General features: G+C 63.6%; 17 protein-coding genes. 15 read left to right on the top strand and 2 right to left on the bottom strand.

Annotated elements, in window-relative coordinates:
• Positions 1-15: 15 nt before the first annotated feature.
• The 4 genes from LJX93_RS24990 to LJX93_RS24975 all read left to right on the top strand — a co-directional run bounded on the left by LJX93_RS24990 (position 16) and on the right by LJX93_RS24975 (position 2650).
• Positions 16-1026: a class 1 fructose-bisphosphatase gene (locus tag LJX93_RS24990; RefSeq protein WP_033701958.1), complete on the top strand. Its 1011-nt coding sequence runs from the start codon at positions 16-18 to the stop codon at positions 1024-1026.
• 3 nt (positions 1027-1029) lie between these two features.
• Entirely contained in the window at positions 1030-1626 is a 597-nt protein-coding gene (locus tag LJX93_RS24985; protein WP_033701957.1) for a DUF924 family protein, read from the top strand.
• A gap of 200 nt (positions 1627-1826) precedes the next feature.
• Complete coding sequence (bamE, locus tag LJX93_RS24980; RefSeq protein ID WP_008094623.1) at positions 1827-2081, top strand: outer membrane protein assembly factor BamE; 255 nt, start codon at positions 1827-1829, stop codon at positions 2079-2081.
• Complete coding sequence (locus LJX93_RS24975) at positions 2078-2650, top strand: lipocalin family protein (RefSeq protein ID WP_033701956.1); 573 nt, start codon at positions 2078-2080, stop codon at positions 2648-2650. The genes bamE and LJX93_RS24975 overlap by 4 nt, the downstream gene beginning before the upstream one ends.
• 156 nt (positions 2651-2806) lie before the next feature.
• Here LJX93_RS24975 and LJX93_RS24970 read toward each other — a convergent pair whose 3' ends face one another.
• Positions 2807-4171: a formimidoylglutamate deiminase gene (locus LJX93_RS24970; protein WP_033701955.1), complete on the bottom strand. Its 1365-nt coding sequence runs from the start codon at positions 4169-4171 to the stop codon at positions 2807-2809.
• A 143-nt stretch (positions 4172-4314) separates the two neighbouring features.
• Between LJX93_RS24970 and hutC the strand changes: the two genes are divergently transcribed.
• From hutC to hutG, 7 genes are all read left to right on the top strand, one after another.
• The gene (hutC, locus tag LJX93_RS24965; RefSeq protein WP_177326481.1) at positions 4315-5025 is read left to right on the top strand and encodes a histidine utilization repressor; all 711 of its coding nucleotides are present in this window, start codon (positions 4315-4317) and stop codon (positions 5023-5025) included.
• The gene (locus tag LJX93_RS24960; protein WP_033701953.1) at positions 5022-5594 is read left to right on the top strand and encodes a HutD family protein; all 573 of its coding nucleotides are present in this window, start codon (positions 5022-5024) and stop codon (positions 5592-5594) included. Before hutC ends, LJX93_RS24960 begins: the two co-directional genes overlap by 4 nt.
• A 155-nt stretch (positions 5595-5749) precedes the next feature.
• On the top strand, positions 5750-7423 hold the full coding sequence (gene hutU / locus LJX93_RS24955; RefSeq protein WP_033701952.1) for a urocanate hydratase: 1674 nt from the start codon (positions 5750-5752) through the stop codon (positions 7421-7423).
• A gap of 69 nt (positions 7424-7492) precedes the next feature.
• A complete protein-coding gene (gene hutH / locus LJX93_RS24950; protein ID WP_033701951.1) occupies positions 7493-9025 on the top strand; it encodes a histidine ammonia-lyase in 1533 nt (510 codons plus the stop codon).
• A 146-nt stretch (positions 9026-9171) separates the two neighbouring features.
• Positions 9172-10575, top strand: a complete 1404-nt coding sequence (locus LJX93_RS24945) for an amino acid permease (RefSeq protein ID WP_095063898.1) — start codon at positions 9172-9174, stop codon at positions 10573-10575.
• Between the two features lie 15 nt (positions 10576-10590).
• Positions 10591-11796 carry an imidazolonepropionase gene (gene hutI, locus LJX93_RS24940; protein ID WP_033701948.1) on the top strand — a complete coding sequence of 402 codons (1206 nt, stop codon included), beginning with the start codon at positions 10591-10593 and terminating at the stop codon, positions 11794-11796.
• A gap of 10 nt (positions 11797-11806) precedes the next feature.
• Complete coding sequence (gene hutG, locus LJX93_RS24935; protein WP_095063896.1) at positions 11807-12610, top strand: N-formylglutamate deformylase; 804 nt, start codon at positions 11807-11809, stop codon at positions 12608-12610.
• 48 nt (positions 12611-12658) lie between these two features.
• Here hutG and LJX93_RS24930 read toward each other — a convergent pair whose 3' ends face one another.
• On the bottom strand, positions 12659-18232 hold the full coding sequence (locus LJX93_RS24930; RefSeq protein ID WP_227696509.1) for a dermonecrotic toxin domain-containing protein: 5574 nt from the start codon (positions 18230-18232) through the stop codon (positions 12659-12661).
• A 147-nt stretch (positions 18233-18379) separates the two neighbouring features.
• Here LJX93_RS24930 and pip point away from each other — a divergent pair, with 147 nt between their 5' ends.
• From pip to mdoH, 4 genes are all read left to right on the top strand, one after another.
• On the top strand, positions 18380-19351 hold the full coding sequence (gene pip / locus LJX93_RS24925; protein WP_033701946.1) for a prolyl aminopeptidase: 972 nt from the start codon (positions 18380-18382) through the stop codon (positions 19349-19351).
• Positions 19348-19785, top strand: a complete 438-nt coding sequence (dtd, locus tag LJX93_RS24920) for a D-aminoacyl-tRNA deacylase (RefSeq protein WP_033701945.1) — start codon at positions 19348-19350, stop codon at positions 19783-19785. Before pip ends, dtd begins: the two co-directional genes overlap by 4 nt.
• A gap of 263 nt (positions 19786-20048) precedes the next feature.
• Entirely contained in the window at positions 20049-21773 is a 1725-nt protein-coding gene (locus LJX93_RS24915) for a glucan biosynthesis protein G (protein ID WP_201773246.1), read from the top strand.
• The gene (gene mdoH / locus LJX93_RS24910) at positions 21766-24339 is read left to right on the top strand and encodes a glucans biosynthesis glucosyltransferase MdoH (RefSeq protein ID WP_033701943.1); all 2574 of its coding nucleotides are present in this window, start codon (positions 21766-21768) and stop codon (positions 24337-24339) included. Before LJX93_RS24915 ends, mdoH begins: the two co-directional genes overlap by 8 nt.
• Positions 24340-24554: the final 215 nt, after the last annotated feature.

Genomic DNA, 24554 nt, shown 5'->3' with positions numbered 1-24554 from the left:
ATTTCGGAGCCATACATGTCCCGCGTTACCCTGAGTCGCTATCTGATTGAGCAGACCCGCAGCAACAATACCCCTGCCGATCTGCGCTTCCTGATCGAAGTGGTGGCGCGCGCGTGCAAAGAGATCAGCCACCACGTGTCCAAAGGCGCCCTGGGCGGCGTACTGGGCAGCATGGGCACCGAGAACGTTCAAGGTGAAGTGCAGAAGAAGCTCGACGTGATCTCCAACGATATCCTGCTGGAGGCCAACGAGTGGGGCGGCCACCTGGCCGGCATGGCTTCCGAAGAAATGGACAACGCCTACCAGATCCCGGGCAAGTACCCTAAAGGCGCCTACCTGCTGGTCTTCGACCCACTGGACGGTTCGTCGAACATCGACGTCAACGTCTCGGTCGGCACCATCTTCTCGGTACTGCGTTGCCCCAACGAGTACCTGAGCCAGAACGAAACCCTCAACGAAAACGCCTTCCTGCAGCCAGGCACCGAGCAGGTCGCCGCCGGTTATGCCATCTACGGCCCGCAGACCATGCTGATCCTGACCCTGGGCAATGGCGTCAAGGGCTTCACCCTGGACCGTGAGCTGGGCAGCTTCGTGCTGACTCACGAGAACATCCAGGTACCGGCAACCACCGCCGAGTTCGCCATCAACATGTCCAACCAGCGTCACTGGGAAGCCCCGGTGCAGCGCTACGTCGATGAGCTGCTGGCCGGTGAGACTGGCCCGCTGAAAAAGAACTACAACATGCGCTGGATCGCCTCGATGGTAGCCGACGTGCACCGCATCCTGACCCGTGGCGGTCTGTTCATGTACCCGCGCGACGCTCGCGACCCGAGCAAGCCGGGCAAGCTGCGCCTGATGTACGAGGCCAACCCGATGTCGTTCATCATCGAACAGGCTGGCGGCGCATCCACCAATGGTTACGATCGTATCCTCGACATTCAGCCACAAAGCCTGCACGAGCGCGTGTCGGTCATTCTGGGCTCGAAGGAAGAGGTCGAGCGCGTCACCGCGTATCACAAGGAGTAAGTCATGCTCGCACCTTGGCAGCCGTTGTTGGAGTGGTGGTTCGGTTGGGGCACCAGCCCCCAGGCCGTGGCTGACGAGAAGAGCACGCTGTGGTTCGGCAAGCATCACGATGCCGAAGCTCAGGCGCTGTTTGGCGAGCTTGTCGAGCATGCCCTGGCGGGTGGGCTCGACGAGTGGCAGCAGAGCCCGCAAGGCTGGCTCGGCCTGCTGATCCTGCTGGACCAGCTGCCGCGCATGATCCACCGCGACACGTCGCGCGCCTTCGAGGGCGACCGGCGTGCCCAGGTGGTGGCCATGCAGGGCCTGCAGAAAGGCTGGGATTACCAGCTGCTGCCGATCCAGCGAGTGTTTGTGCTGCTGGTGCTGGAGCATGCCGAGGTGCTGGACTGGCAGAACCTGTGCGTCGAGCGTTACCAGGTACTGCTGGACGAGCAGCCCGAGGCCCATCGGCGCTTGTTCGAGGGGTTCCTCGACTATGCCGAGCAGCACCAGCGGGTGATTGCCCGGTTCGGGCGCTTCCCGCACCGCAACCTGATGCTGGAACGGCCGAGTACCAGTGAAGAGATGGACTTTTTGCTGGAGCCTGGGTCCAGGTTCTGAGATTCATCGGCCTGCCACGCAGCCCTGACGTAGCAAAAAACCGCCCCTGCACCCGCAGCGGCGGTTTTTTTTACGCCGCCATTGGCTACCCGACCAATGGTGTAGGTGGAAAGGGGGGAGGGCAGGGAACCAGGGAGGGATTTTCTCGTCGAAGGTCACTGCAGGCCACTCGCCTGTATCCCCTGTCCAGGAGTGTCCTCATGTCGTTGCGTTCCCTCGCCCTGTTGTCCTTGTGCGTCGTTCTGACCGCGTGCAGCAAGATCAACCAGGAAAACTATTCCAAGCTCAAGGCCGGCATGAACAAGGCCGAGGTCGAGCAACTGCTCGGCACGCCTGCCGAGTGCTCTGGCGCGCTGGGCATGAGCAGCTGTACCTGGGGGGACGAGAAGAGCTTCATCAGCGTGCAGTACGCGGCTGACAAGGTGCTGATGTATTCAGGGCAGGGCCTTAAATGAGGCGTCTGCACCTGCTGCTGGGGTTATGCCTGGTGATGCTGCTGGGCGGCTGCGCCAGCTCTGCGCATGACCCGCTGGCACCGAAAACCGCCGGTAACGTCGACCTCAAGCGCTACCAGGGCAAATGGTATGAGCTGGCGCGCTTGCCGATGCGCTATCAGCAAGGCTGCGAGCAGTCCGAGGCCCACTACAACCTCAAATCTGACGGCTCCTACGGCGTGCTCAACCGCTGCCGTACCCTGGGTGATGAATGGTTGCGCGCAGAAGGGCATGCCAACATCCAGGAGCCTGGGCATACCGACAAGCTGTGGGTCGAGTTCGACAACTGGTTCACCCGCCTGGTACCGGGCGTGGCCAGGGGTGAGTACTGGATTCTCTACGTGGACGAGCGTTACCACACGGCGATCGTCGGCAGCCCGGACCGCAAGTACCTGTGGATCTTGTCGCGCACGCCAAGCCTGCCGGCCTGGCAGCGCGAGAGTTTGCTGTCCAAGGCGCGGCAGCAGGGTTATGACACCAGCCGGCTGATCTGGCGCACGGCTGACCAGCAGATCGTCAAGAGCCATTGACCCCGCACGCGCTTGCATGTGGTGGTGTGTGTAGGAGCGGCCTTGCGTCGCGAAAGGGGCGCGCCAGCGGCCCCAGGCTTTAGCGTCGCCGCTGGTATCGATGGGGCCGCTTTGCGGCCCTTTTCGCGACGCAAGGCCGCTCCTACACACACACGGTCAACCCAGCAGTTGGCGCAAGACCTCGACAAACGCCTGTGCGCTTTCCCCTTCCTGGGCATGCCGCCCCTGGCGCACGACCCACTGGCCGTTGACCATCACATCGCGCACCTGGCGGTCGCCGCCTGCGAACAACCAGCGATTGAGAATGGCATCGCCATCTGCCGTGGCGATGTACGGGTCTTGACCATCGAGCACCAGCCAGTCGGCCCGTTTGCCCACCGCCAGTTCACCGACCGCCTGGCCAAGCGCCTGGGCACCGCCGCTCAAGGCTGCGTCATACAGCGTGCGCCCGACCATCGGCTGGTCACCGCGGTACAGCCGGTTGCGCCGCTGATCGCGTAAGCGCTGGCCATACTCCAGCCAGCGCAGTTCTTCCACCACGCTGAGCGACACATGGCTGTCCGAGCCAATGCCCATGCGCCCACCTTGCGCCAGGTAATCCACCGCCGGGAAGATACCGTCGCCCAGGTTGGCCTCGGTGGTCAGGCACAGCCCCGCGACCGCACCACTGCGGGCCATGGTGGCAACTTCATCGGTTTCGGCGTGGGTGGCGTGAACCAGGCACCAGCGCGCGTCCACCTCGACATGCTCGTACAGCCACTGCAACGGGCGCAGGCCACTCCAGGCCAGGCAATCGTCGACTTCCTTCTGTTGTTCGGCAATGTGGATATGCACCGGGCTATTTGGGTTGCCGGCTTCCAGCACGCTGGCGATCTGCCTTGGGGTGACTGCGCGCAGCGAGTGGAAGCACAGGCCCAGTTGCTGTGCCGGCTGCGCGCCCAGCAGTGGCGCGAGTTGTTCCTGCAGGCGCAGGTACTGCTCGGTAGAGTTGATGAAACGCCGTTGCCCTTCGGTGGGCGCCTGGCCGCCGAAGCCTGCGTGGCTGTACAGCACGGGCAGCAAGGTCAGGCCAATGCCGCTGCTGGCTGCTGCGGCGCTGATGCGCCGGGACAGCTCGGCGGGGTCGGCGTAGGCCTTGCCTGCCGAGTCGTGGTGCACATAGTGGAATTCGGCCACCGAGGTGTAGCCGGCCTTGAGCATCTCGATATACAGCTGGCGGGCGATGACCTGCAACTGCTCTGGGGTGATCTGGCCAACCAGGCGATACATCAGGTCGCGCCAGGTCCAGAAGCTGTCGTTGGGGTTGCCCGCCACTTCCGCCAACCCTGCCATCGCCCGTTGGAAGGCATGCGAGTGCAGGTTGGGCATGCCGGGTAGCAGCGGCCCGGCCAGCCGTTCGGCACCGTCGGCCGAAGCGCCGGGCTCGATGCGGGTCATGTTGCCATCGCTGGCGACCTCGATTCGGACATTGCTGGCCCAGCCATTGGGCAGCAGGGCGCGTTCGGCGAAGTAGGCGGACATCGGTGAAATCCTGTTATTGTTAACTTGTATATACATATACAGGTGTTTGCCTGCCGGGTAAACTGCGGCAAGCTACCGCTCATTCAATCGCACAAGGATCCAACGCCGTGCCGACACCTCCTGTCTCCGCGCTGGTTGCCCAGATGGGCGAGGGCCCGGCGCCGCTGTACGCGCGGGTCAAACAGATGATCATCCAGCAGATCGACAACGGCAGCTGGCCGCCCCATCACCGGGTCCCTTCAGAAAGCGAGCTGGTCAGCCAACTGGGCTTCAGCCGCATGACCATCAACCGCGCCCTGCGTGAGCTCACGGCCGAAGGGCTGTTGGTGCGCATGCAAGGGGTCGGTACCTTCGTCGCCGAACCCAAGAGCCGTTCGGCGCTGTTCGAAGTCAACAACATCGCCGACGAGATTGCCGGGCGTGGCCACCAGCATAGCTGCCAGGTGGTCATCCTCGCCGAGGAGGCCGCCGGCTCCGAGCGTGCCCTGGCGCTGGACATGCGCGAAGGCCAGCGGGTGTTCCATTCGCTGATCGTGCATTACGAAAATGGCATACCGGTGCAAATCGAGGACCGCTACGTCAATGCGGCGATCGCGCCCGATTACCTCAAGCAGGACTTCACCCGGCAAACGCCATACGCCTACCTGTCCCAGGTCGCACCGCTGACCGAGGGTGAGCACGTGGTCGAGGCGATTCTGGCCGAGCCGCACGAGTGCCAGCTGCTGCAGATCGAGCGGGGCGAGCCTTGCCTGCTGATTCGCCGCCGCACCTGGTCCGGCCGCCAGCCGGTCACAGCCGCGCGGTTGATCCACCCCGGTTCCCGTCATCGCCTGGAAGGACGATTCAGCAAATGAGCCAATTGCAGGTGTTGCGTGCGCAGGGCTACCCGCGCATGCCGTGGAAGAACGGGGGCGGCTTCACCGAGGAAATCACCCGCGACAGCGGCGAAGGCCTCGAAGGGTTCGGCTGGCGCCTGTCGATTGCCGATATCGAAGAGTCTGGCGGTTTCTCGTCGTTCGCCGGTTACCAGCGGATCATCACGGTGCTGCAGGGCGATGGCATGCGCCTGCTGGTCGACGGGCAGGCCAGCCGGCCGCTGTTGCCATACGACGCGTTTGCCTTCGCAGGCGAGAGCCAGGTCAGTTGCAAGCTGCTGGGTGGGGCGATTCGTGATTTCAACCTGATCTACTCGCCACAGCGCTATCGCGCGCGCTTGCAGTGGTTCGATGGCACCACCCGGCTGTTCAGTTCGGCGTCGACGGTGTTGTTGTTCGCCGCCAGCAATCAGGTCGAGGTGCAGTTGGCAGGGGGTGAGGTGCAGCGGCTGGGGTTGCATGACTGCTTGCGGCTTGAGGGTAACGACGCGCTGGTGGGGTTGGAGGTTCAGGGGCGGTTTTGCCTGATCGAACTGATTTCACGTTGAGATAGCCGGGGCCGCAACGCGGCCCCAGCTTTTTCTGGTTACCAGCGCAGAGGTCCAATTATTTTGGTTGTCCATGCTTGTACATACAAGTAAAGGTGTGTTTGTATATTGCCCACGACACATCTGCCCGCGGACGACCGCAGAGGACCCTTCCCGTGACCGACAACAACAAATACCGTGACGTTGAAATCCGTGCCCCACGTGGCAACAAGCTGACCGCCAAAAGCTGGCTGACTGAAGCGCCGCTGCGCATGCTGATGAACAACCTCGATCCGCAGGTCGCGGAAAACCCCAAGGAGCTGGTGGTCTACGGCGGTATCGGCCGGGCCGCCCGCAACTGGGCCTGCTACGACAAGATCGTCGAGACCCTGACCCGCCTGGAAGACGACGAAACCCTGCTGGTGCAGTCGGGCAAGCCGGTCGGCGTGTTCAAGACCCACAGCAACGCCCCGCGCGTGCTGATCGCCAACTCCAACCTGGTGCCGCACTGGGCCAACTGGGAACACTTCAACGAACTGGATGCCAAGGGCCTGGCCATGTACGGCCAGATGACCGCCGGCAGCTGGATCTACATCGGTAGCCAGGGCATCGTCCAGGGTACCTATGAAACCTTCGTCGAAGCCGGCCGCCAGCACTACGGTGGCAGCCTCAAAGGCAAGTGGGTACTGACCGCAGGCCTGGGCGGCATGGGCGGTGCCCAGCCACTGGCCGCGACCCTGGCCGGTGCCTGCTCGCTGAACATCGAATGTCAGCAGAGCCGCATCGATTTCCGCCTCGAAACCCGCTATGTCGACGAGCAGGCCACCGACCTCGACGACGCCCTGGCGCGCATCGCCAAGTACACCGCCGAAGGCAAGGCCATCTCCATCGCCCTGCACGGCAACGCCGCTGAAGTGCTGCCGGAGCTGGTCAAACGTGGCGTGCGCCCAGACATGGTCACCGACCAGACCAGCGCCCACGACCCGCTTAACGGCTACCTGCCGGCCGGCTGGACCTGGGAGCAGTACCGCGACCGTGCGCAGACCGAACCGGCTGCCGTGGTCAAGGCCGCCAAGCAGTCCATGGCCGTGCACGTGCAAGCCATGCTCGACTTCCAGAAGCAAGGCATCCCGACCTTCGACTACGGCAACAACATTCGCCAGATGGCCAAGGAAGAGGGCGTGGCCAACGCCTTCGACTTCCCTGGCTTCGTGCCGGCCTATATCCGCCCGCTGTTCTGCCGCGGCGTGGGTCCGTTCCGCTGGGCCGCGCTGTCTGGTGAGGCCGACGACATCTACAAGACCGATGCCAAGGTCAAAGAACTGATCCCCGACGACGCCCACCTGCACCGCTGGCTGGACATGGCCCGCGAGCGCATCAGCTTCCAGGGCCTGCCAGCGCGTATCTGCTGGGTCGGCCTGGGCCTTCGCGCCAAACTGGGCCTGGCGTTCAACGAAATGGTACGCAGCGGCGAGCTGTCGGCGCCGATCGTCATCGGCCGCGACCACCTGGACTCCGGTTCGGTATCGAGCCCCAACCGTGAAACCGAAGCCATGCGTGACGGCTCCGACGCTGTCTCCGACTGGCCGCTGCTCAACGCCCTGCTCAACACCGCCAGCGGCGCCACCTGGGTTTCGCTGCACCACGGCGGCGGTGTAGGCATGGGCTTCTCGCAGCATTCGGGCATGGTCATCGTCTGTGACGGCACCGATGAAGCCGCCGAGCGCATCGCCCGCGTGCTGACCAACGACCCGGCCACCGGTGTCATGCGCCACGCCGACGCCGGCTACGACATCGCCGTCGACTGCGCCAAAGAGCAAGGCCTTGACCTGCCAATGATCACGGGCTGATCGCTGCACTTTGAGTGATACTGAACAACAAGAAGGGGCCTGCGGGCCCCGACAGAATGGAGTAGCGAAGTGACCGAACTGACCCTCAAGCCTGGCACCCTGACCCTGGCCCAGCTGCGCGCGATCCACGCCGCACCCGTGCGCCTGCGCCTGGATGCCAGCGCCGACCAGCCGATCAACGACAGCGTTGCCTGCGTCGAACAGATTCTTGCCGAAGACCGTACCGCCTACGGCATCAACACCGGTTTCGGCCTGCTGGCTTCGACCCGCATTGCCAGCCATGACCTGGAAAACCTGCAGCGTTCGCTGGTGCTGTCCCACGCCGCCGGCATCGGCGCGCCGCTGGACGACGACCTGGTGCGGCTGATCATGGTGCTCAAGATCAACAGCCTCAGCCGTGGTTTCTCTGGCATTCGCCGCAAGGTGATCGATGCGCTGATCGCCCTGGTCAACGCCGAAGTCTACCCACACATTCCGCTCAAAGGCTCGGTCGGTGCGTCCGGCGACTTGGCACCGCTGGCGCACATGTCGCTGGTGCTGCTCGGCGAAGGCAAGGCGCGTTACCAGGGCCAATGGCTGTCGGCCACTGAAGCGCTGGCCGTTGCCGGCCTGGAGCCACTGACCCTGGCCGCCAAAGAGGGCCTGGCCCTGCTCAACGGCACCCAGGCCTCCTCGGCCTACGCCTTGCGCGGGCTGTTCTACGCCGAAGACCTGTACGCCGCCGCCATTGCCTGCGGTGGCCTGACCGTGGAAGCGGCGCTGGGCTCGCGTTCGCCGTTCGATGCACGGGTGCATGCCGTGCGTGGCCAGCGTGGCCAGATCGACACCGCCGCCTGCTTCCGCGACCTGCTGGGCGAGTCCAGCGAAGTGTCGCAGTCGCACAAGAACTGCGACAAGGTCCAGGACCCGTACTCGCTGCGCTGCCAGCCGCAGGTCATGGGCGCCTGCCTGACCCAGTTGCGCCAGGCTGCCGAAGTGCTCGGCGTCGAGGCCAACGCGGTGTCGGACAACCCGCTGGTGTTCGCTGCCGAAGGCGACGTGATCTCGGGCGGCAACTTCCACGCCGAACCGGTGGCCATGGCCGCTGACAACTTGGCCCTGGCCATCGCCGAAATCGGCTCGCTCAGCGAGCGCCGCATCTCGCTGATGATGGACAAGCACATGTCCCAGCTGCCGCCGTTCCTGGTGGAAAACGGTGGGGTCAACTCTGGCTTCATGATTGCCCAGGTGACCGCTGCCGCATTGGCCAGCGAGAACAAGGCCCTGTCGCACCCTCACAGCGTCGACAGCCTGCCCACTTCGGCCAACCAGGAAGACCACGTGTCGATGGCCCCGGCCGCCGGCAAGCGCTTGTGGGAAATGGCCGAGAACACCCGTGGCGTGCTGGCCATCGAATGGCTGGGCGCCTGCCAGGGCCTGGACCTGCGCAAGGGGCTGAAGACCTCGGCCAAGCTGGAGCAGGCACGCCGAGCGCTGCGCAGCGAAGTGCCGCACTACGACCGCGACCGGTTCTTTGCGCCGGATATCGAGAAGGCCGTCGAGCTGCTGGCTAAAGGCAGCCTGAGCGGGCTGCTGCCAGCTGGGGTTCTGCCTAGCCTGTGATGCCTCTGGGGCCGCCTTGCGGCCCATTCGCGGGGCAAGCCCGCGCCCACACAGAGCTGAACCTGTTGGGGGCGGGCTTGACCCGTGAAAGGGCTGCAACGCGGCCCCTCGATCTCACGACCACAAAAACAAAATTAGGACGTGACATGCAACAAGCTCAAGGTCTTAAGCGCGGGCTGTCGGCCCGACACATCCGTTTCATGGCGCTCGGCTCCGCTATCGGTACCGGGCTTTTCTACGGTTCTGCCTCGGCCATCCAGATGGCCGGCCCAGCAGTGCTGCTGGCCTACCTGATCGGCGGCGCCGCCGTGTTCATGGTCATGCGCGCCCTTGGCGAGATGGCCGTGCACAACCCGGTCGCCGGCTCCTTCGGGCACTACGCCACCACCTACCTCGGCCCCATGGCCGGCTTCATCCTCGGTTGGACCTACGCCTTCGAGATGGTCATCGTCGCCATCGCCGACGTGACGGCCTTCGGTATCTACATGGGCTTCTGGTTCCCTGAAGTGGCCCGCTGGATCTGGGTGCTGGGCATCGTCTTCCTGATCGGCGGCCTGAACCTGTGCAACGTCAAGGTGTTCGGCGAGATGGAATTCTGGCTGTCGCTGCTCAAGGTCGGCGCCATCGTCGCGATGATCCTTGCCGGCCTCGGCATCATGGCCTTCGGCTTCAGCCAGGTCGGCACCGGGCATGCGGTCGGGTTGAGCAACCTGGTCGAGCACGGCGGCTTCATGCCTAATGGTGTCGGTGGCCTGATCGCCTCCTTCGCAGTGGTCATGTTCGCCTTCGGTGGTATCGAAATCATCGGCGTCACTGCCGGTGAGGCCAAGGACCCACAACGGGTCATTCCCAAGGCCATCAATGCCGTGCCGCTGCGTATCCTGCTGTTCTACGTGCTGACCCTGTTCGTGCTGATGTGCCTGTACCCGTGGCCGCAAATCGGCAGCGAAGGCAGCCCGTTCGTGCAGATCTTCAGCAACCTGGGGATTGGTTCGGCGGCGGCAGTGCTCAACGTCGTGGTGATTTCCGCTGCCATTTCGGCCATCAACAGCGACATTTTCGGCGCGGGCCGCATGATGTACGGCCTGGCCCAGCAAGGCCACGCGCCACGCGGGTTCAGCAAGCTGTCCCGGCACGGTGTGCCTTGGATGACCGTGGTGGTGATGGGCGCGGCGCTGCTGATCGGCGTGGTGCTCAACTACCTGATCCCCGAAAACGTGTTCCTGCTGATTGCCTCGATCGCCACCTTCGCCACCGTGTGGGTGTGGTTGATGATCCTGCTCACCCAGGTGGCCATGCGCCGCAGCATGAGCCGCGAGGAAGCCGCCCAGCTGAAGTTCCCGGTACCGTTCTGGCCCTATGGCCCAGCCATGGCCATCGCGTTCATGGTGTTCATCTTTGGCGTGCTCGGTTACTTCCCGGACACTCAGGCAGCCTTGCTGGTGGGTGTGGTCTGGGTGGTGTTCCTGGTCGCGTCCTACCTGCTGTGGTGCAAGCCGCGGGCAGGGCAGGGCAAAGCGGCCCAGGCGCAGGCCGAGCTGCACCGCTAGTACAGGAGATTGCAAATGAGAACCCTCTGGCAGCACTGCCATGTGGCAACCATGGTCGACGGCCGTTACTCGATCATCGAGGACGCGGCGATCGTCACCTGCGACGGGCTGATCGAATGGATCGGCCCACGCAGCGCGCTGCGGCCGGTCGAAGTGGAGCGCACGGTGAACCTGGGCAATGCCTGGGTCACCCCCGGGCTGATCGACTGCCACACTCACGCGGTGTTTGGCGGCAACCGCAGCGGCGAGTTCGAGCAGCGTCTGCAGGGCGTGAGCTATGCCGAAATCGCCGCGCAAGGCGGCGGCATCGCCAGTACCGTGCGGGCCACCCGTGCGGCCAGCGAGGATGAGCTGTTCGCCAGTGCCCGCCAGCGGGTTCAGGCGTTGATGCGTGATGGCGTGACCACCCTCGAGGTCAAGTCCGGCTATGGCCTGGACCTGGCCAACGAGCGCAAGATGCTGCGCGTGGCACGGCGCCTGGCCGACGAGTTGCCGCTTGCCGTGCGCGCCACCTGCCTGGCCGCCCACGCCCTGCCGCCGGAGTACGCCGGCAGGGCCGACGACTACATTGCGCACATCTGCGACGAGATGCTGCCTGCCCTGGCCGCAGAAGGGCTGGTGGATGCGGTGGATGCGTTCTGCGAACACCTTGCGTTCTCCCCGGCCCAGGTCGAGCGGGTATTCATCAAGGCGCATGAGCTGGGCCTGCCGGTGAAGCTGCACGCCGAACAGCTGTCGTCGCTGCACGGCTCGAGCCTGGCGGCGCGCTACCAAGCATTGTCGGCCGACCACCTGGAATTCATGACTGAGGAAGACGCCATTGCCATGGCCGCGGCCGGCACGGTCGCCGTGCTGCTGCCGGGCGCCTTCTATTTCCTGCGCGAAACCCAATTGCCGCCGATGGACGCCCTGCGCCGTCACGGTGTGAAGATTGCCCTGGCCAGCGACCTCAACCCGGGCACCTCGCCGGGGTTGTCGCTGCGCCTGATGCTGAACATGGGCTGCACGCTGTTCCGCATGACCCCGGAAGAAGCCCTGGCCGGTGTGACCACCCATGCCGCCACGGCGCTAGGCCTTGGCGACAGCCATGGCACGCTGGAAGCCGGCAAGGTGGCGGACTTTGTCGCCTGGCAGATCGAGCGCCCCGCCGACCTGGCCTACTGGCTGGGTGGCGACCTGCCCAAGCGTGTGGTGCGCAAGGGCCACGAGATACTCAACTGAGCGAGGCGAAATGAACAAGGTACTGAGTTTTCACCAGGGCCGTTTACCCCTGCTGATCAGCATGCCCCACGCAGGCCTGCAACTGACCCCAGCGGTGCGCGAGGGCCTGGTCGACCAGGCGCGCAGCTTGCCTGACACCGACTGGCACATTCCGCAGCTCTACGATTTTGCCCGTGAACTGGGCGCCAGCGTGGTGGCGGCGGAGTATTCGCGTTTCGTCATCGACCTCAACCGGCCCGACGACGATAAGCCGTTGTACGTCGGGGCAACCACCGGCTTGTATCCGGCCACGCTGTTCGAAGGGCAGCCCTTGTTCAAAGAAGGGCAGGTGCCCTCTGCCGAAGAGCGCGCGACCTACCTGGAGCAGATCTGGCGGCCGTATCACGACACGATCAGCCAGGAGCTGGCCCGCCTGCGTGAGCAGTTCGGCTATGCGTTGCTGTGGGACGCCCACTCGATTCGCTCGCTGATCCCGCACCTGTTCGACGGCAAGCTTCCGGATTTCAACCTTGGGACTTTCAACGGCGCCAGCTGCGATCCTGAGCTGGCGCAGTTGCTTGCGGGCGTGTGCGCCGAAGCGCCGGCTTACAGCCATGTACTCAACGGGCGTTTCAAGGGCGGCCATATCACCCGCCACTATGGCAACCCTGCCAACCATATCCATGCGGTGCAGTTGGAGCTGGCGCAAAGCACGTACATGGAAGAAAGCGAGCCGTTCGCCTATCGCGAAGACCTGGCGCAACCGACCCAGGCCGTGCTGCGGCGTTTGCTCGAAAGCGTGCTGGCCTGGGGCGTGCAACGCTACGGGAAGTGAGCGCAGGGGGGCGGACTGCACACAGTGGCCGCCCAGGCGAGTGGCTGCCTACTCGGTCGATGAACGGGGCTTGCGATCAGGGTCTGCAAACGATGTGAGTTCGCGAATCAGGCGTAACTCGCGTGTTTGCCTGTTGCGCTCCAATGCCTCGAACTCTTCTGCCAACGAAGAGAGGGGCCTGTCAGGGTATTGGTCCGGTAGTTCGGATACCTGGGTCTGGTACGTGTGCTCGATGTCTGCAAAACGGTCGGCATAGGCTTGGCGCAAGTACTGGACCCAGCGCGGGTTGGCGGCGGCAAAATTCAGGAAATCCTCCGCCAGCTCGCGACGCTGCACTTCCAGCTCGGCATACGCCAACTCATCGATATTGGCATTGATCGCGTAGCGCAAGGTGTCGTTGGGTAGGCCCAGTTCAAGCGGGGCATTCAGTTCACGACGGTAGGTGAGGCGAACCTCCGCTTCATCCCGGTTGGCCGCCTCGCTTTGGGCAACCTCATCCAGGGCCTGCAAGCGATACAGGCGGCGCAGTTCCCGATAAAGGTTACCCTCGGTATCTGCCGCATCGATCTGCAGGCGCTGGTTGGCGATGTACAGTTCGATGTTCTGGAATACCAGCAGCGCGCCGTCGTGGCAGGTCTGGTCGCCATTGTCCTGCACCAGTGCTTCCCTGGCCTGAAGGTTGAACAACGCAAGGTCTTGCGTGTTGACCACTGCACTGACCAGCACCTTGCGCACACGTTGGCAGAATGACACGCGGGTCTTGCCGTTCTGGTACGGGGCCGCGTTGCGCAGGCGACCGACCAGCGCCAGAAGATGCTCGGCTTCACCTGAACCCTGGAGTGTCTCCCAGCTGTCCCGCAGTGCTTCGTTTTCGAGGTCCGTCGCGAGCAGCCAGTTTTCCACATTGGGTGCATCAGCCATTGGATCCAGGAAGGGTAAGTGGTGGTGGCCGCCCATCCCGCCCTCTCCCGATGACTCGCTCATGCTGTCGGACAGGTCGATGGCAAAGGTATAGCTGCGCTGGCTGTCGGAAGAGGCACGGGCGCGCATGACGGCTTCGTCCGTCAGCGGGTTACTGAACAACAGAATCGAGCTGATGGGGAAGTCGTTATCCAGGTTGGCCAGGATGTGCTCTGGCAGTTCGGTGAGCTGGTTATCACTCAGGTCCAGCATCTCCAGGGGCAGCAGGCCGTCTACCCAGGCCGGCCACTGGTCCAGGGCCATGCTGTTCAGGTCGAGGCGGCGAATCGTTTGCAACGCCTGCGGCGCGTGTGTGATCGTCCCCATGCGGTTGCCCGTGAGGTCCAGTGAATTGAGGTTGGGCAGACCGCCCAGGGTGTCGAGCACCTGCTGGTCGATCAGCAGGTCTGACTGGCGCAGGGCAATGTCGGTCAACCCAGGCAAGCGCAGAAGGGCAGAAGGCAACGTTTGCTCGGCGTGCTGGTATTCGTCGATCGTCAGGCGCGTCACCCGTGCCAACCGGCTCAGCAATGCATCGAACTGTGCGGTTGAGCCGCTGACGCGATCAAGCGCCAGGTTATGTACCTGCGCGGTGAAAAAGGCAGGCAAGCGTCTCGGGAAATGCTCCAGGTCAACATCGTTCAGGCGCAATGCCGCGCGCGTCAGCCCTATCTCCTGGTTATGCCAGAACTCGTTCAGTGCTGCTGCGATACGGGTCCTGGCCGCCATGACCGCCTGGCTGACAGGGGCGGCCGAACTGGAGGCGTTTACATAGTTGTCGATGGCGTCGCGTAGCTGTTGGCGTTGTGCCAATTGGGCGGCCAGGCGCGCTCTGACGTCTTCAGGCTGGTCCATTTCGAAGCGGGAGGCGCGGCCATCTTCGCTCAGCATCACGCGCCTCACCTCATCCTCGAAGAGCGGATTGCCCTGCATCGAGACCAGCGCGTGCTCGGCAATATTGATGTGGTTATCCCGCAGAAAGTGCGGGAGGATCCTGATGTGGTTGTTGCGCAGGCCAATGTGATGCACCTGGGTCAGGGTATTGAACCCCACCCCCTCTGGCCAATGATCCAGTGCCATGTTGTCCAGGCCCAGGTAGTCCAGTGTCAGCTCGTTGAAGCGCGGGGGGTAATGCTCGGAAAACCGGTTGCCGCTCAGGTCCAGGCGTCGCAGCTGAGTGAGCCCTGCCAGGCTGTCGATGTCAGTCGAGGACAGCGAGATATTCTGGTTGGTCAGGCTGAGCGATTCGAGCGCCGGTAGCCGCTGGGCGATCATCGGCAGGCTGAACTGCAGGGCGGAAGGCGTCCCTTCAGGCCGGTAGTTCCGGCTGATCTCCAGCGACCTCAGGTTTGCGAACTGTCGCGTCAGGCTGTCCAGTTGCGGGCCGTGCTGGTTCCAGCCTTCATAGTTTTCGGGTGACGTTTCTATCAGTTGCAGGTCCGTGACGCTGGCGCTGAAAAATTCAGGCAGTTCGAGCGGAAACTGCGCCAAGGACAGGCGTTCAAGGCGAAGCGGCCCGACGGCATCGCTGGCGGTCAGGAATGCGCGGTCATACCAGTGCTGGGAAATGGCGTTCATCAACCGCTCGAAGTCATCCGGGGGCTGATGGGGCATCCGTGCGGCCAGCTGGCGCCAGTCAGCCAGGCGGCTTTGCAGCTGGTTGCGTTGCTCCAGCAGCACGCTGAGCATGTCATCGATCTGGGCGCGGGTCAGGTTTCTGTTTTCCAGCGCTGCCAGGGTCTGTTCGGCGGGGCGAGGAATGGGGGCGTATTGGCCAATCTGGCGTATTGAATTGAGCAATGTTTGCCTCGAGATGCTGGCAACGCGCGGGCGATTGCCACCCAGCGGGTAACCCAAGCGACCATCTGCCAGGCGCATTGGCGAGCGAAAGCCCGGGCGCACGCTCTGCATGCCGAGGACCTTGCGCAATGCCGCGCGGGGCAACAGAGGCGCTTGTTGAACCCTGCGTCTGAGCGCCTGCTCATCCTCAACACCCAGCGCCTCACGTTGCTCGGCAGTCAACACTTCGAACAGCGCTCCGGGCAATGAGCTGTGCACCGAAAGCAGATCGTCGGGCCGGGTACTGTCCATGACCACGTAACCCGCACGTGCGCTGATGATCAACGTGGTCGCGGGTACTTCGCTGGCGCCGATGCTGGCGACCTGGGCGGGCGAGCGCTGACGCTGCTCAACGGTGATGGGGGTCTCGGTTGACCAGCCGGGGAGCTGCTCCAGGGTGTGCAAGACCAGTACATCGCTGTCCCAGTTACGCACGCTCTCCAGGTAGAGCCCTTCGTAGGCGCGGTTCAGCCTGACCTGCTGCGCAAGGCAACGAACCTCTTCGGCGAGCCGGGTGGGGACTTTGCCGTGGGCCAGCTCAGCCCGTTCGGAGGGGCTGGCATGGCGCAACAACTCTTCGGTGAGGGGCGCTGGAAGCTGTGGGTAGCGAGATTGGATCACTTCGGCGCCGGGCATCCGGGGCGTGGGCAGCGCTCGATAGTGCCTCTCGAATTCGCTGTGGAGCACGTTCGGCTCAGCCAATTCAGGGCGTTGCTCAAGTGCCTGATAGAGCTTGAAGCGCGACAGGGTGTCTTCCAACTGCGCGGGTAAGCGCTGACTGTCGCACAGCGCCCTGCGCAGCACATCCTCCTGCGTGCCACTTACGCGCAGGATACGCAGTGCAGTCTCATCGTCGAAATGCGCGCCAAGGTGGCCAGCGCGCCTGAACAAGGGCAGTTCTGGCCATTGCTCGGGCCGGTCTGCGGGGAGCAGCCAGGCGCCAGCACCGTTGTGGCGCAGCGGTGGTTCATAGCTGAGTGCCTTGCTGGGGTGCACAAGGCGGTATTCAGTGCTGCCAGGCGCCTGCGTGACGGAGTAGGTGTTGCCTTCGATTGCCAACCAGGCCTTGCCATCATGGTGATACAGGCCGAACTCATCCGCCTGCAGGCCAGCCGGCAGCACGGTGTCATGGGCGAACGGCCGGGCGTCCGGTAACCACAGACGGCTACCGCCATCGGGCATGACCACAGGCTCGAGCTCCTCGATGAACGAGGGCATGTCCACGGGTATCTTCTCGACGGCCGGGGTGCCATCGGCCGCGCCTGTTGCCACGGCCACTGCGGTGAGTGCGACGTTCTCGACGATGTCCATCAGGTAGTCGAGCGCTTGCTCACGATCGCCGTCGGCCCAGTTCTCGATGCCCTCGAAAACCTCGTAGCTGAGTTGAATCAGTGACAGACCAAGCATCAACTGGCCCAGGCCAGGCACGACGAAGGCACCGAGGTTCAAAGCGCCCAATGCCAGTTGGGCAAAGTAGGCCCTGCGCTTTTCGGTGGTTTTTTGATCTTCCTGGGCCGTTGAAACGGCATGGTACGAGGCATCGTCCATGCGCCGTTGGCGTTTCTGGCTGACCAGTTCGTCGAGCAGCGAGCGGTTGAAGGGCTGCAGCGTCACCGCTACCCATGCTTCGGGGTCACGTACGCGGTTGGTCAGCTCACCCTGGTGCGTCGGGGATGGCTGCACACGGCTCCAATCTACCGGTTGCAGGCAGTCGCGTAGTTTTTCCATGAAGGTGGCGCTGTCGCGGGCAGGTACGCCCTGCTGCAGATGGCGGATCTGCATTGCCCACAGTTGCTCGCGCAAGTGCACTTGAACTTCAAGAACAGTGCTGTGCACTTTCAGCGGCACTGGCGCGCCCGGCAGATAGGTTACCAGGACGTTCTTGTACGGAAGGCGAGTTGTATCGTAGCTCAGAAACAACTCGGGAAAAGGCACCACGCCGATCACCAGCGCGCCGGTCACCGACACGTCGAACAGCTTGAGGAACGCCCACCGCATGGGGCTTTCCAGGTAGTGCACCTCGTCGCCCCGGATGAGCTTCAACAAGGCCTCATACAGGGGCAGGTCAAGCATGTTGCTCAGGTAGGCCCTGTGCAGCTCGAGGCGAAAGGCGCATTGCTCAGCCTTGCCAAGCGTCTCGCTTACCGCTGCGCCATCACCCCCGGAGTCCGGCTGGTAGACGGCAGCGAGCAACGCCTGATACTGGCCGCCGATGTCCAGCTCGCGGACTAAGGAGGCAAAAGCCTGCGGGGCTATCTGAACCGGGTTGCCGGTGGGCAGATGCGCCAGGAACTGATTGCTGTCGAGCACCACGGACTTCAACGTCTGGCCATCGAGACCGCCAGGCTCGGCTTCGGCCGCTTCAAAATTTTGCAGGGCGCAATGCAGCAGGCTCTGGGTGGCCAGCTTGAACGCCCGCTGGGCAGCGGTGAACGGGTCTGCACCCATGCTTGCCTGATAGGCTTCGGCCTTGCCGGCGTTGAACAGGTAGGTCCGGGTGACATCCAGCGCCAGGCCGAAGCGCGCTTCGATGGCCGAGGTCAGCTGTTCCCTGGCGAATGTCTCCAGGTCGGGAAGGGCTTTGAACAGTGCGTTTGCGTCGCTGCTGGCGTGCCTATAGGCCTCATATTCCCTGGCCAGCTTGCGGGCATCAGCCGGTTGCTCCTGGCAAGCCTTGGCAAACCAGGGGGCTGGGGTGTTCAGTGCTGTGCGCATGTGCTGATGAGTGGCAGGCGTGGTACTGACCATCCAGGCTGGGATTTTACCCTCGATCAGGGCCTGAGGATGGGAAGTGTCATCGCTGGCGTCGGGAAGGTGAGTCATTGGCTAGCCTCGCTTGATAAAGCAGCGAGGCTAGCCAGCGTGGCCTGTGGCATGTGCATAACATGATCTGAGCACAGACACATGCTCTAAGCGCAATTCAGGTTTATGATGCCAAACGGCAGACTTAATCCTCACACGGAGTGCGCAATGCAGACCCTCTACCCGCAGATCAAACCCTACGCCCGGCACGATCTGGCCGTGGAAGCGCCGCATGTGCTGTATGTCGATGAAAGCGGCTCGCCTGAAGGTCTGCCGGTGGTGTTCATCCACGGTGGCCCGGGTGCCGGTTGTGATGCCCAGAGCCGTTGCTACTTCGACCCCAACCTGTACCGTATCATCACCTTCGACCAGCGTGGCTGTGGCCGCTCCACGCCGCACGCGAGCCTGGAGAACAACACCACCTGGCACCTGGTCGAGGACCTGGAGCGTATCCGCAAGCACCTGGGCATCGACAAGTGGGTGCTTTTTGGTGGTTCGTGGGGGTCGACCCTGGCCCTGGCCTACGCCCAGACCCACCCTGAGCGCGTGCATGGCCTGATCCTGCGCGGCATCTTCCTGTGCCGCCCGCAGGAGATCGAGTGGTTCTACCAGGAAGGCGCCAGCCGCCTGTTCCCCGACTACTGGCAGGACTACATTGCACCGATCCCGCCTGAAGAGCGCGGTGACCTGGTCAAGGCCTTCCACAAGCGCCTGACCGGCAACGACCAGATCGCCCAGATGCACGCCGCCAAGGCCTGGTCCACCTGGGAGGGCCGCACCGCTACGCTGCGCCCCAACCCGCTGGTGGTCGACCGCTTCTCCGAGCCGCAGCGCGCGCTGTCGATTGCCCGCATCGAATGCCACTATTTCATGAACAATGCCTTCCTCAAGCCGGACCAGCTGATCCGCGACATGCCGAAGATCGCCCACCTGCCGGCGGTGATCGTGCATGGCCGCTACGATGTGATCTGCCCGCTGGACAACGCCTGGGCGCTGCACCAGGCCTGGCCCAACAGCGAGCTGAAGGTCATTCGCGATGCTGGCCACGCGGCCTCTGAGCCGGGCATCACCGATGCCCTGGTGCGCGCTGCCGAGCAGATGGCCCGTCGCCTGCTCGACCTGCCCCTGGAAGAAGCGTGAGGGGGCTGCTACAGCGTGTGCGTGGCGCACGGGTAGAGGTTGCCGGGGAGGTCGTCGGTGCCATCGACCATGGCCTGTTGGTGTTGGTGGCGGTCGAGCCTGAAGATTCCCGCGAATCGGCCGATAAGCTGCTGCACAAGCTGCTTAACTATCGGGTGTTCAGCGATGAGCAGGGCAAGATGAACCTGTCGCTCAAGGATGTCGGCGGCGGTTTGTTGCTGGTGTCCCAGTTCACGCTGGCGGCAGATACCCGCAACGGCATGCGGCCGAGCTTCTCGACGGCGGCGCCACCGGCCCTCGGCGCCGAGCTGTTCGACTATCTTTTAGAACAGGCGAAGGGCAAGCACGCCGATGTGGCGAGTGGGCGATTTGGCGCAGACATGCAGGTGCAACTGGTCAATGATGGCCCCGTAACATTTATGTTACAAATGTGAGGCTAAAAAACCCCTTGTTTGTAGGAAAACAAGGGGTTTTGTACGATAAATAGTTAGTCCAGCCTGATGCGTTGTCACGCGACCTGCTGGATAATCGCGCGCTGCATGGACCTGCGTTCGCAGGTTCGTTTCACTCTGACTCGAGTATTGTCTGGATCCGTTTGGGGAATCATTGCGCCCTTACGGGGTCCGAACAGTGCTCGCCAACCCGGCATTTGTAGCTGGCCGTTGGTTTCATGATCTGTTTTCGGCGAGGGTTGCTCGTGATTGTTAGTCCCCATAAAGCATCAAGAATCCCCGGCATTCGGCTACGCAAGGCCCTGATGGCCAGCGTGGCACTGGTCGGCCTGATGAGCGCGGGCCAGCTGTGGGCATTCAATCTTGACGATGTTGCAGCCAAGGCAAAGGATCTGGCCGGCCAGAAGTACGAAGCACCGAAGAGCAATCTGCCGGCAGTCTTCCGCGACATGAAGTTCGCCGACTACCAGAAGATTCACTTCCTGCAGGAAAAGGCCGAGTGGGCCAAGGACAAGACCCCCTTCAAGCTGTCCTTCTATCACCAGGGCATGCATTTCGACACCCCGGTGAAAATCAACGAAGTGACCGCCTCCAAGGTCGAGGAAATCAAGTACGACCCGAGCCGTTTCGAGTTCGGTGACGTGCCGCACGACCCGGAAACCACCAAGAACCTGGGCTATGCCGGTTTCCGCGTGCTTTACCCGATCAACAAGGCCGACAAGCAGGACGAGATCATGACCCTGCTTGGCGCCAGCTACTTCCGCGTGGTCGGCAAGGGCCATGTATATGGCCTGTCGGCCCGTGGCCTGGCCATCGACACCGCGCTGCCGTCGGGTGAAGAGTTCCCGCGGTTCACCGAGTTCTGGGTCGAGAAGCCAAAGCCTGCCGACAAGCACCTGGTGATCTATGCCCTGCTGGACTCGCCGCGCTCCACCGGTGCCTACAAACTGACCCTGCGTCCGGGCAGCGACACCGTGGTCGACGTCAAGTCGCGGGTCTACCTGCGTGACCACGTCAGCCGCCTGGGCATCGCACCGCTCACCAGCATGTACCTGTTCGGCCCTAACCAGCCGTCCAAGGTCATGAACTACCGCCCGGCCCTGCACGATTCCGAAGGCCTGTCGATCCATGCCGGTAACGGCGAGTGGCTGTGGCGCCCGCTGAACAACCCGAAACACCTGGCTGTCAGCAACTTCAGCGTCGAGAACCCGCGTGGTTTCGGCCTGATGCAGCGTCATCGCGACTTCAAGGACTATGAAGACCTCGACGACAACTACCAGAAGCGTCCAAGCGCCTGGATCGAGCCCAAGGGCGACTGGGGCAAGGGCACCGTCGACCTGGTTGAAATCCCGACCGCCGACGAGACCAACGACAACATCGTGGCGTTCTGGAGCCCCGAGGCCCTGCCAGAGCCTGGCAAGCCGTTCGAGTACGACTACCGCCTGCACTGGACCATCAACGAGGCCCAGTTCCAGGCCCAGGACGTGGCCTCGGTCACCCAGACCCTGCGCTCCACCGGTGACGTCAAACAGTCCAACCTGATTCGTCAGCCTGATGGCAGCGTGGCGTTCATCGTCGACTTCGCAGGTGCCAACCTGGCCGCCCTGCCGGAAGACACCGCAGTACGCAGCCAGATCAGCGTCGGCGACAATGCCGAGGTGGTCGAGAACAACCTGCGCTATAACCCAGAGAGCAAGGGCTGGCGCCTGACCCTGCGGCTGAAGGTCAAGGAAGCCAACAAATCGACGGAAATGCGCGCTGCGCTGGTTCGCGACGTGCCTGTCGAACCCGCCAAGCCTGCTACCAAGGACGCCAAGCAGGACAAGGCCGCTGCCAAGCACGCCAAGGCCGAGAAAAACGCCAAGGCCGAACAACCTGCCGCCGACGCGGCGTCCACCAACGGGACCCCGGCCACCACCGAACAAGTGCTGACCGAGACCTGGAGCTATCAGTTGCCTGCCGATGAGTAACTCAAGCGCAAGGCCGGAATCGCTTGGCGAATACCTGGCCCACCTCCCACTGAGCGATGAGCAGCGCGCGGAACTCGCCAGCTGCACCTCGTTCGGTGAGCTGCACCAACGCCTGGCGGCCAACCCGGCCGCCAACGCCGCCGAGGCCGTGCAGGCTTCGGTGGGCCCGCGGCTGACCGTGGGCAGCGCCGCCGAGCTTGAAGAAGCCGAAATGCTCGGCGTCGACGGCAGCGGCCGGCTGTGCCTGAAAATCGCACCGCCGATCAAGCGCACCCGCGTGGTGCCCGAGCCATGGCGCACCAACGTGCTGATCCGCATGTGGCGGCGCATGACCGGGCGCACCAACGCGCCGCAGCCAGAGCAGCGCGAGCTGCCCAAGGCCCGCTGGCGCACGGTTGGTTCGATCCGCCGCTATATTTTGCTGACCCTGATGATCGGCCAGACCATCGTCGCCGGCTGGTACATGAAGGGCATCTTGCCGTATCAGGGCTGGTCGTTCGTCGACCTCGACGAGATCGTCAACCAGTCGCTGTGGGAAACCGTCGTGCAGGTGTGGCCGTATGCCCTGCAGACCTCCATCCTGATTCTCTTCGGCATCCTGTTCTGTTGGGTGTCGGCGGGCTTCTGGACGGCGCTGATGGGCTTCCTTGAGCTGCTCACCGGGCGCGACAAGTACCGCATTTCCGGCAGCAGTGCCGGCAGTGAGCCGATCGCGCCCGAGGCACGTACCGCGCTGGTCATGCCCATCTGCAACGAAGATGTGCCGCGGGTGTTCGCAGGCCTGAGGGCGACGTTCGAATCGGTAGCCGCCAGCGGCAACCTCGACCGTTTCGACTTCTTCGTGCTCAGCGACACCAACGACACCGACATTGCCGTCGCCGAGCAACAGGCCTGGCTGGACGTGTGCCGCGAAACCAAGGGCTTCGGCCGCATCTTCTATCGCCGCCGTCGGCGCCGGGTGAAGCGCAAGAGCGGCAACCTCGACGACTTCTGCCGTCGCTGGGGCGGCGAGTACAAGTACATGGTCGTGCTCGACGCCGACAGCGTCATGAGCGGCGAGTGCCTGAGCAGCCTGGTGCGCCTGATGGAGGCCAACCCGGACGCCGGCATCATCCAGACCGCGCCCAAGGCGTCCGGCATGGACACCCTGTATGCGCGCATGCAGCAATTCGCCACCCGTGTGTACGGCCCGCTGTTCACCGCCGGCCTGCACTTCTGGCAGCTGGGCGAGTCGCACTACTGGGGCCACAACGCGATCATCCGCATGAAGCCGTTCATCGAGCACTGCGCCCTGGCGCCGTTGCCGGGCAAGGGCGCCTTCGCCGGTGCCATCCTCTCCCACGACTTCGTCGAAGCCGCGCTGATGCGCCGTGCCGGCTGGGGCGTGTGGATCGCCTATGACCTGCCGGGTAGTTACGAAGAGTTGCCGCCGAACCTGCTCGACGAGCTCAAGCGTGACCGCCGCTGGTGCCACGGCAACCTGATGAACTTCCGCCTGTTCCTGGTCAAGGGCATGCACCCGGTGCACCGTGCGGTGTTCCTCACCGGCGTGATGTCGTACCTGTCGGCGCCGTTGTGGTTCTTCTTCCTGGTGCTGTCGACCGCGCTGCTGGCGACCAACACGCTGATGGAGCCGCAATACTTCATCGAACCGTACCAGCTTTACCCGCTGTGGCCTCAGTGGCACCCGGAAAAAGCCGTTGCGCTGTTCTCCACCACCATCGTGCTGCTGTTCCTGCCCAAGCTGCTGAGCATCATCCTGATCTGGGCCAAGGGCGCCACCGAGTTTGGCGGGCGTATCAAGGTCACCCTGTCGATGCTGATGGAGATGCTGTTCTCCATGCTGCTGGCGCCGGTCCGGATGATCTTCCACACCCGCTTCGTGCTGGCCGCGTTCCTCGGCTGGGCCGCGACCTGGAACTCGCCGCAGCGTGACGACGACTCCACGCCGTGGAGCGAGGCCGTGCGCCGCCATGGCCCGCAGACCCTGCTGGGCTTTGCCTGGGCAGCGCTGGTTGCCTGGCTGAACCCGAGCTTCCTGTGGTGGTTGGCGCCGATCGTGGGTTCGCTGGTGCTGTCGATCCCGGTGTCGGTGATCTCCAGCCGCACCCGCCTGGGCCTGGCGGCCAAGGACGAGAAGCTGTTCCTGATCCCTGAGGAATACGCAACGCCGCAGGAGCTGCTGGCTACTGACCAGTACACCCACGAGAACCGTTGGCATGCCCTGCACGACGGTTTTGTGCGGGCAGTGGTCGACCCGCGGCAGAATGCCCTGGCCTGCGCCATGGCGACGGCTCGCCACGGCCAGGCTGCAGCGATCGAAGCGCTGCGTGCCGAGCGTGTGGCCAAGGCGCTGGACGTTGGGCCGCAGGGGCTGGACCTGAATACCCGCCTGGCCTTGCTGAGCGACCCGGTCGCCTTGGCGCGCCTGCATGATCGGGTCTGGGCCGAGCACAACGCTGCCTGGATCGATGTGTGGCGTGCTTCGATCAACAACGACCCGCATTCGCCGTTGTTGCCGTTGCATCCAGAGAATGAAGGCCAGCCGGCACTCGTCGGCGCCTGATCCATAGCATTCGCGGGGCAAGCCCGCCCCCACTGCGACTTCACAGTGCTTCAATGCTGTGCTGTCCCTGTGGGAGCGGGCTTGCCCCGCGAAGCTTCAGACCGGCCATGCAATCGATTTTGGCCAACAAAGTCCCCCCCGGCGCTAGGTCCCTGAGCCGCCATGCGTTAGCATCCGTCTCCGATAGACACTTCGGCCAGTACGGCCGTGCCAAC

Origin of the sequence: Pseudomonas sp. HN2-3, assembly GCF_020691745.1 — a bacterium.
In the GTDB taxonomy this organism is placed as follows: Bacteria; Pseudomonadota; Gammaproteobacteria; order Pseudomonadales; family Pseudomonadaceae; genus Aquipseudomonas; species Aquipseudomonas capeferrum.
This window is presented reverse-complemented; position numbering and strand designations above follow the sequence as displayed.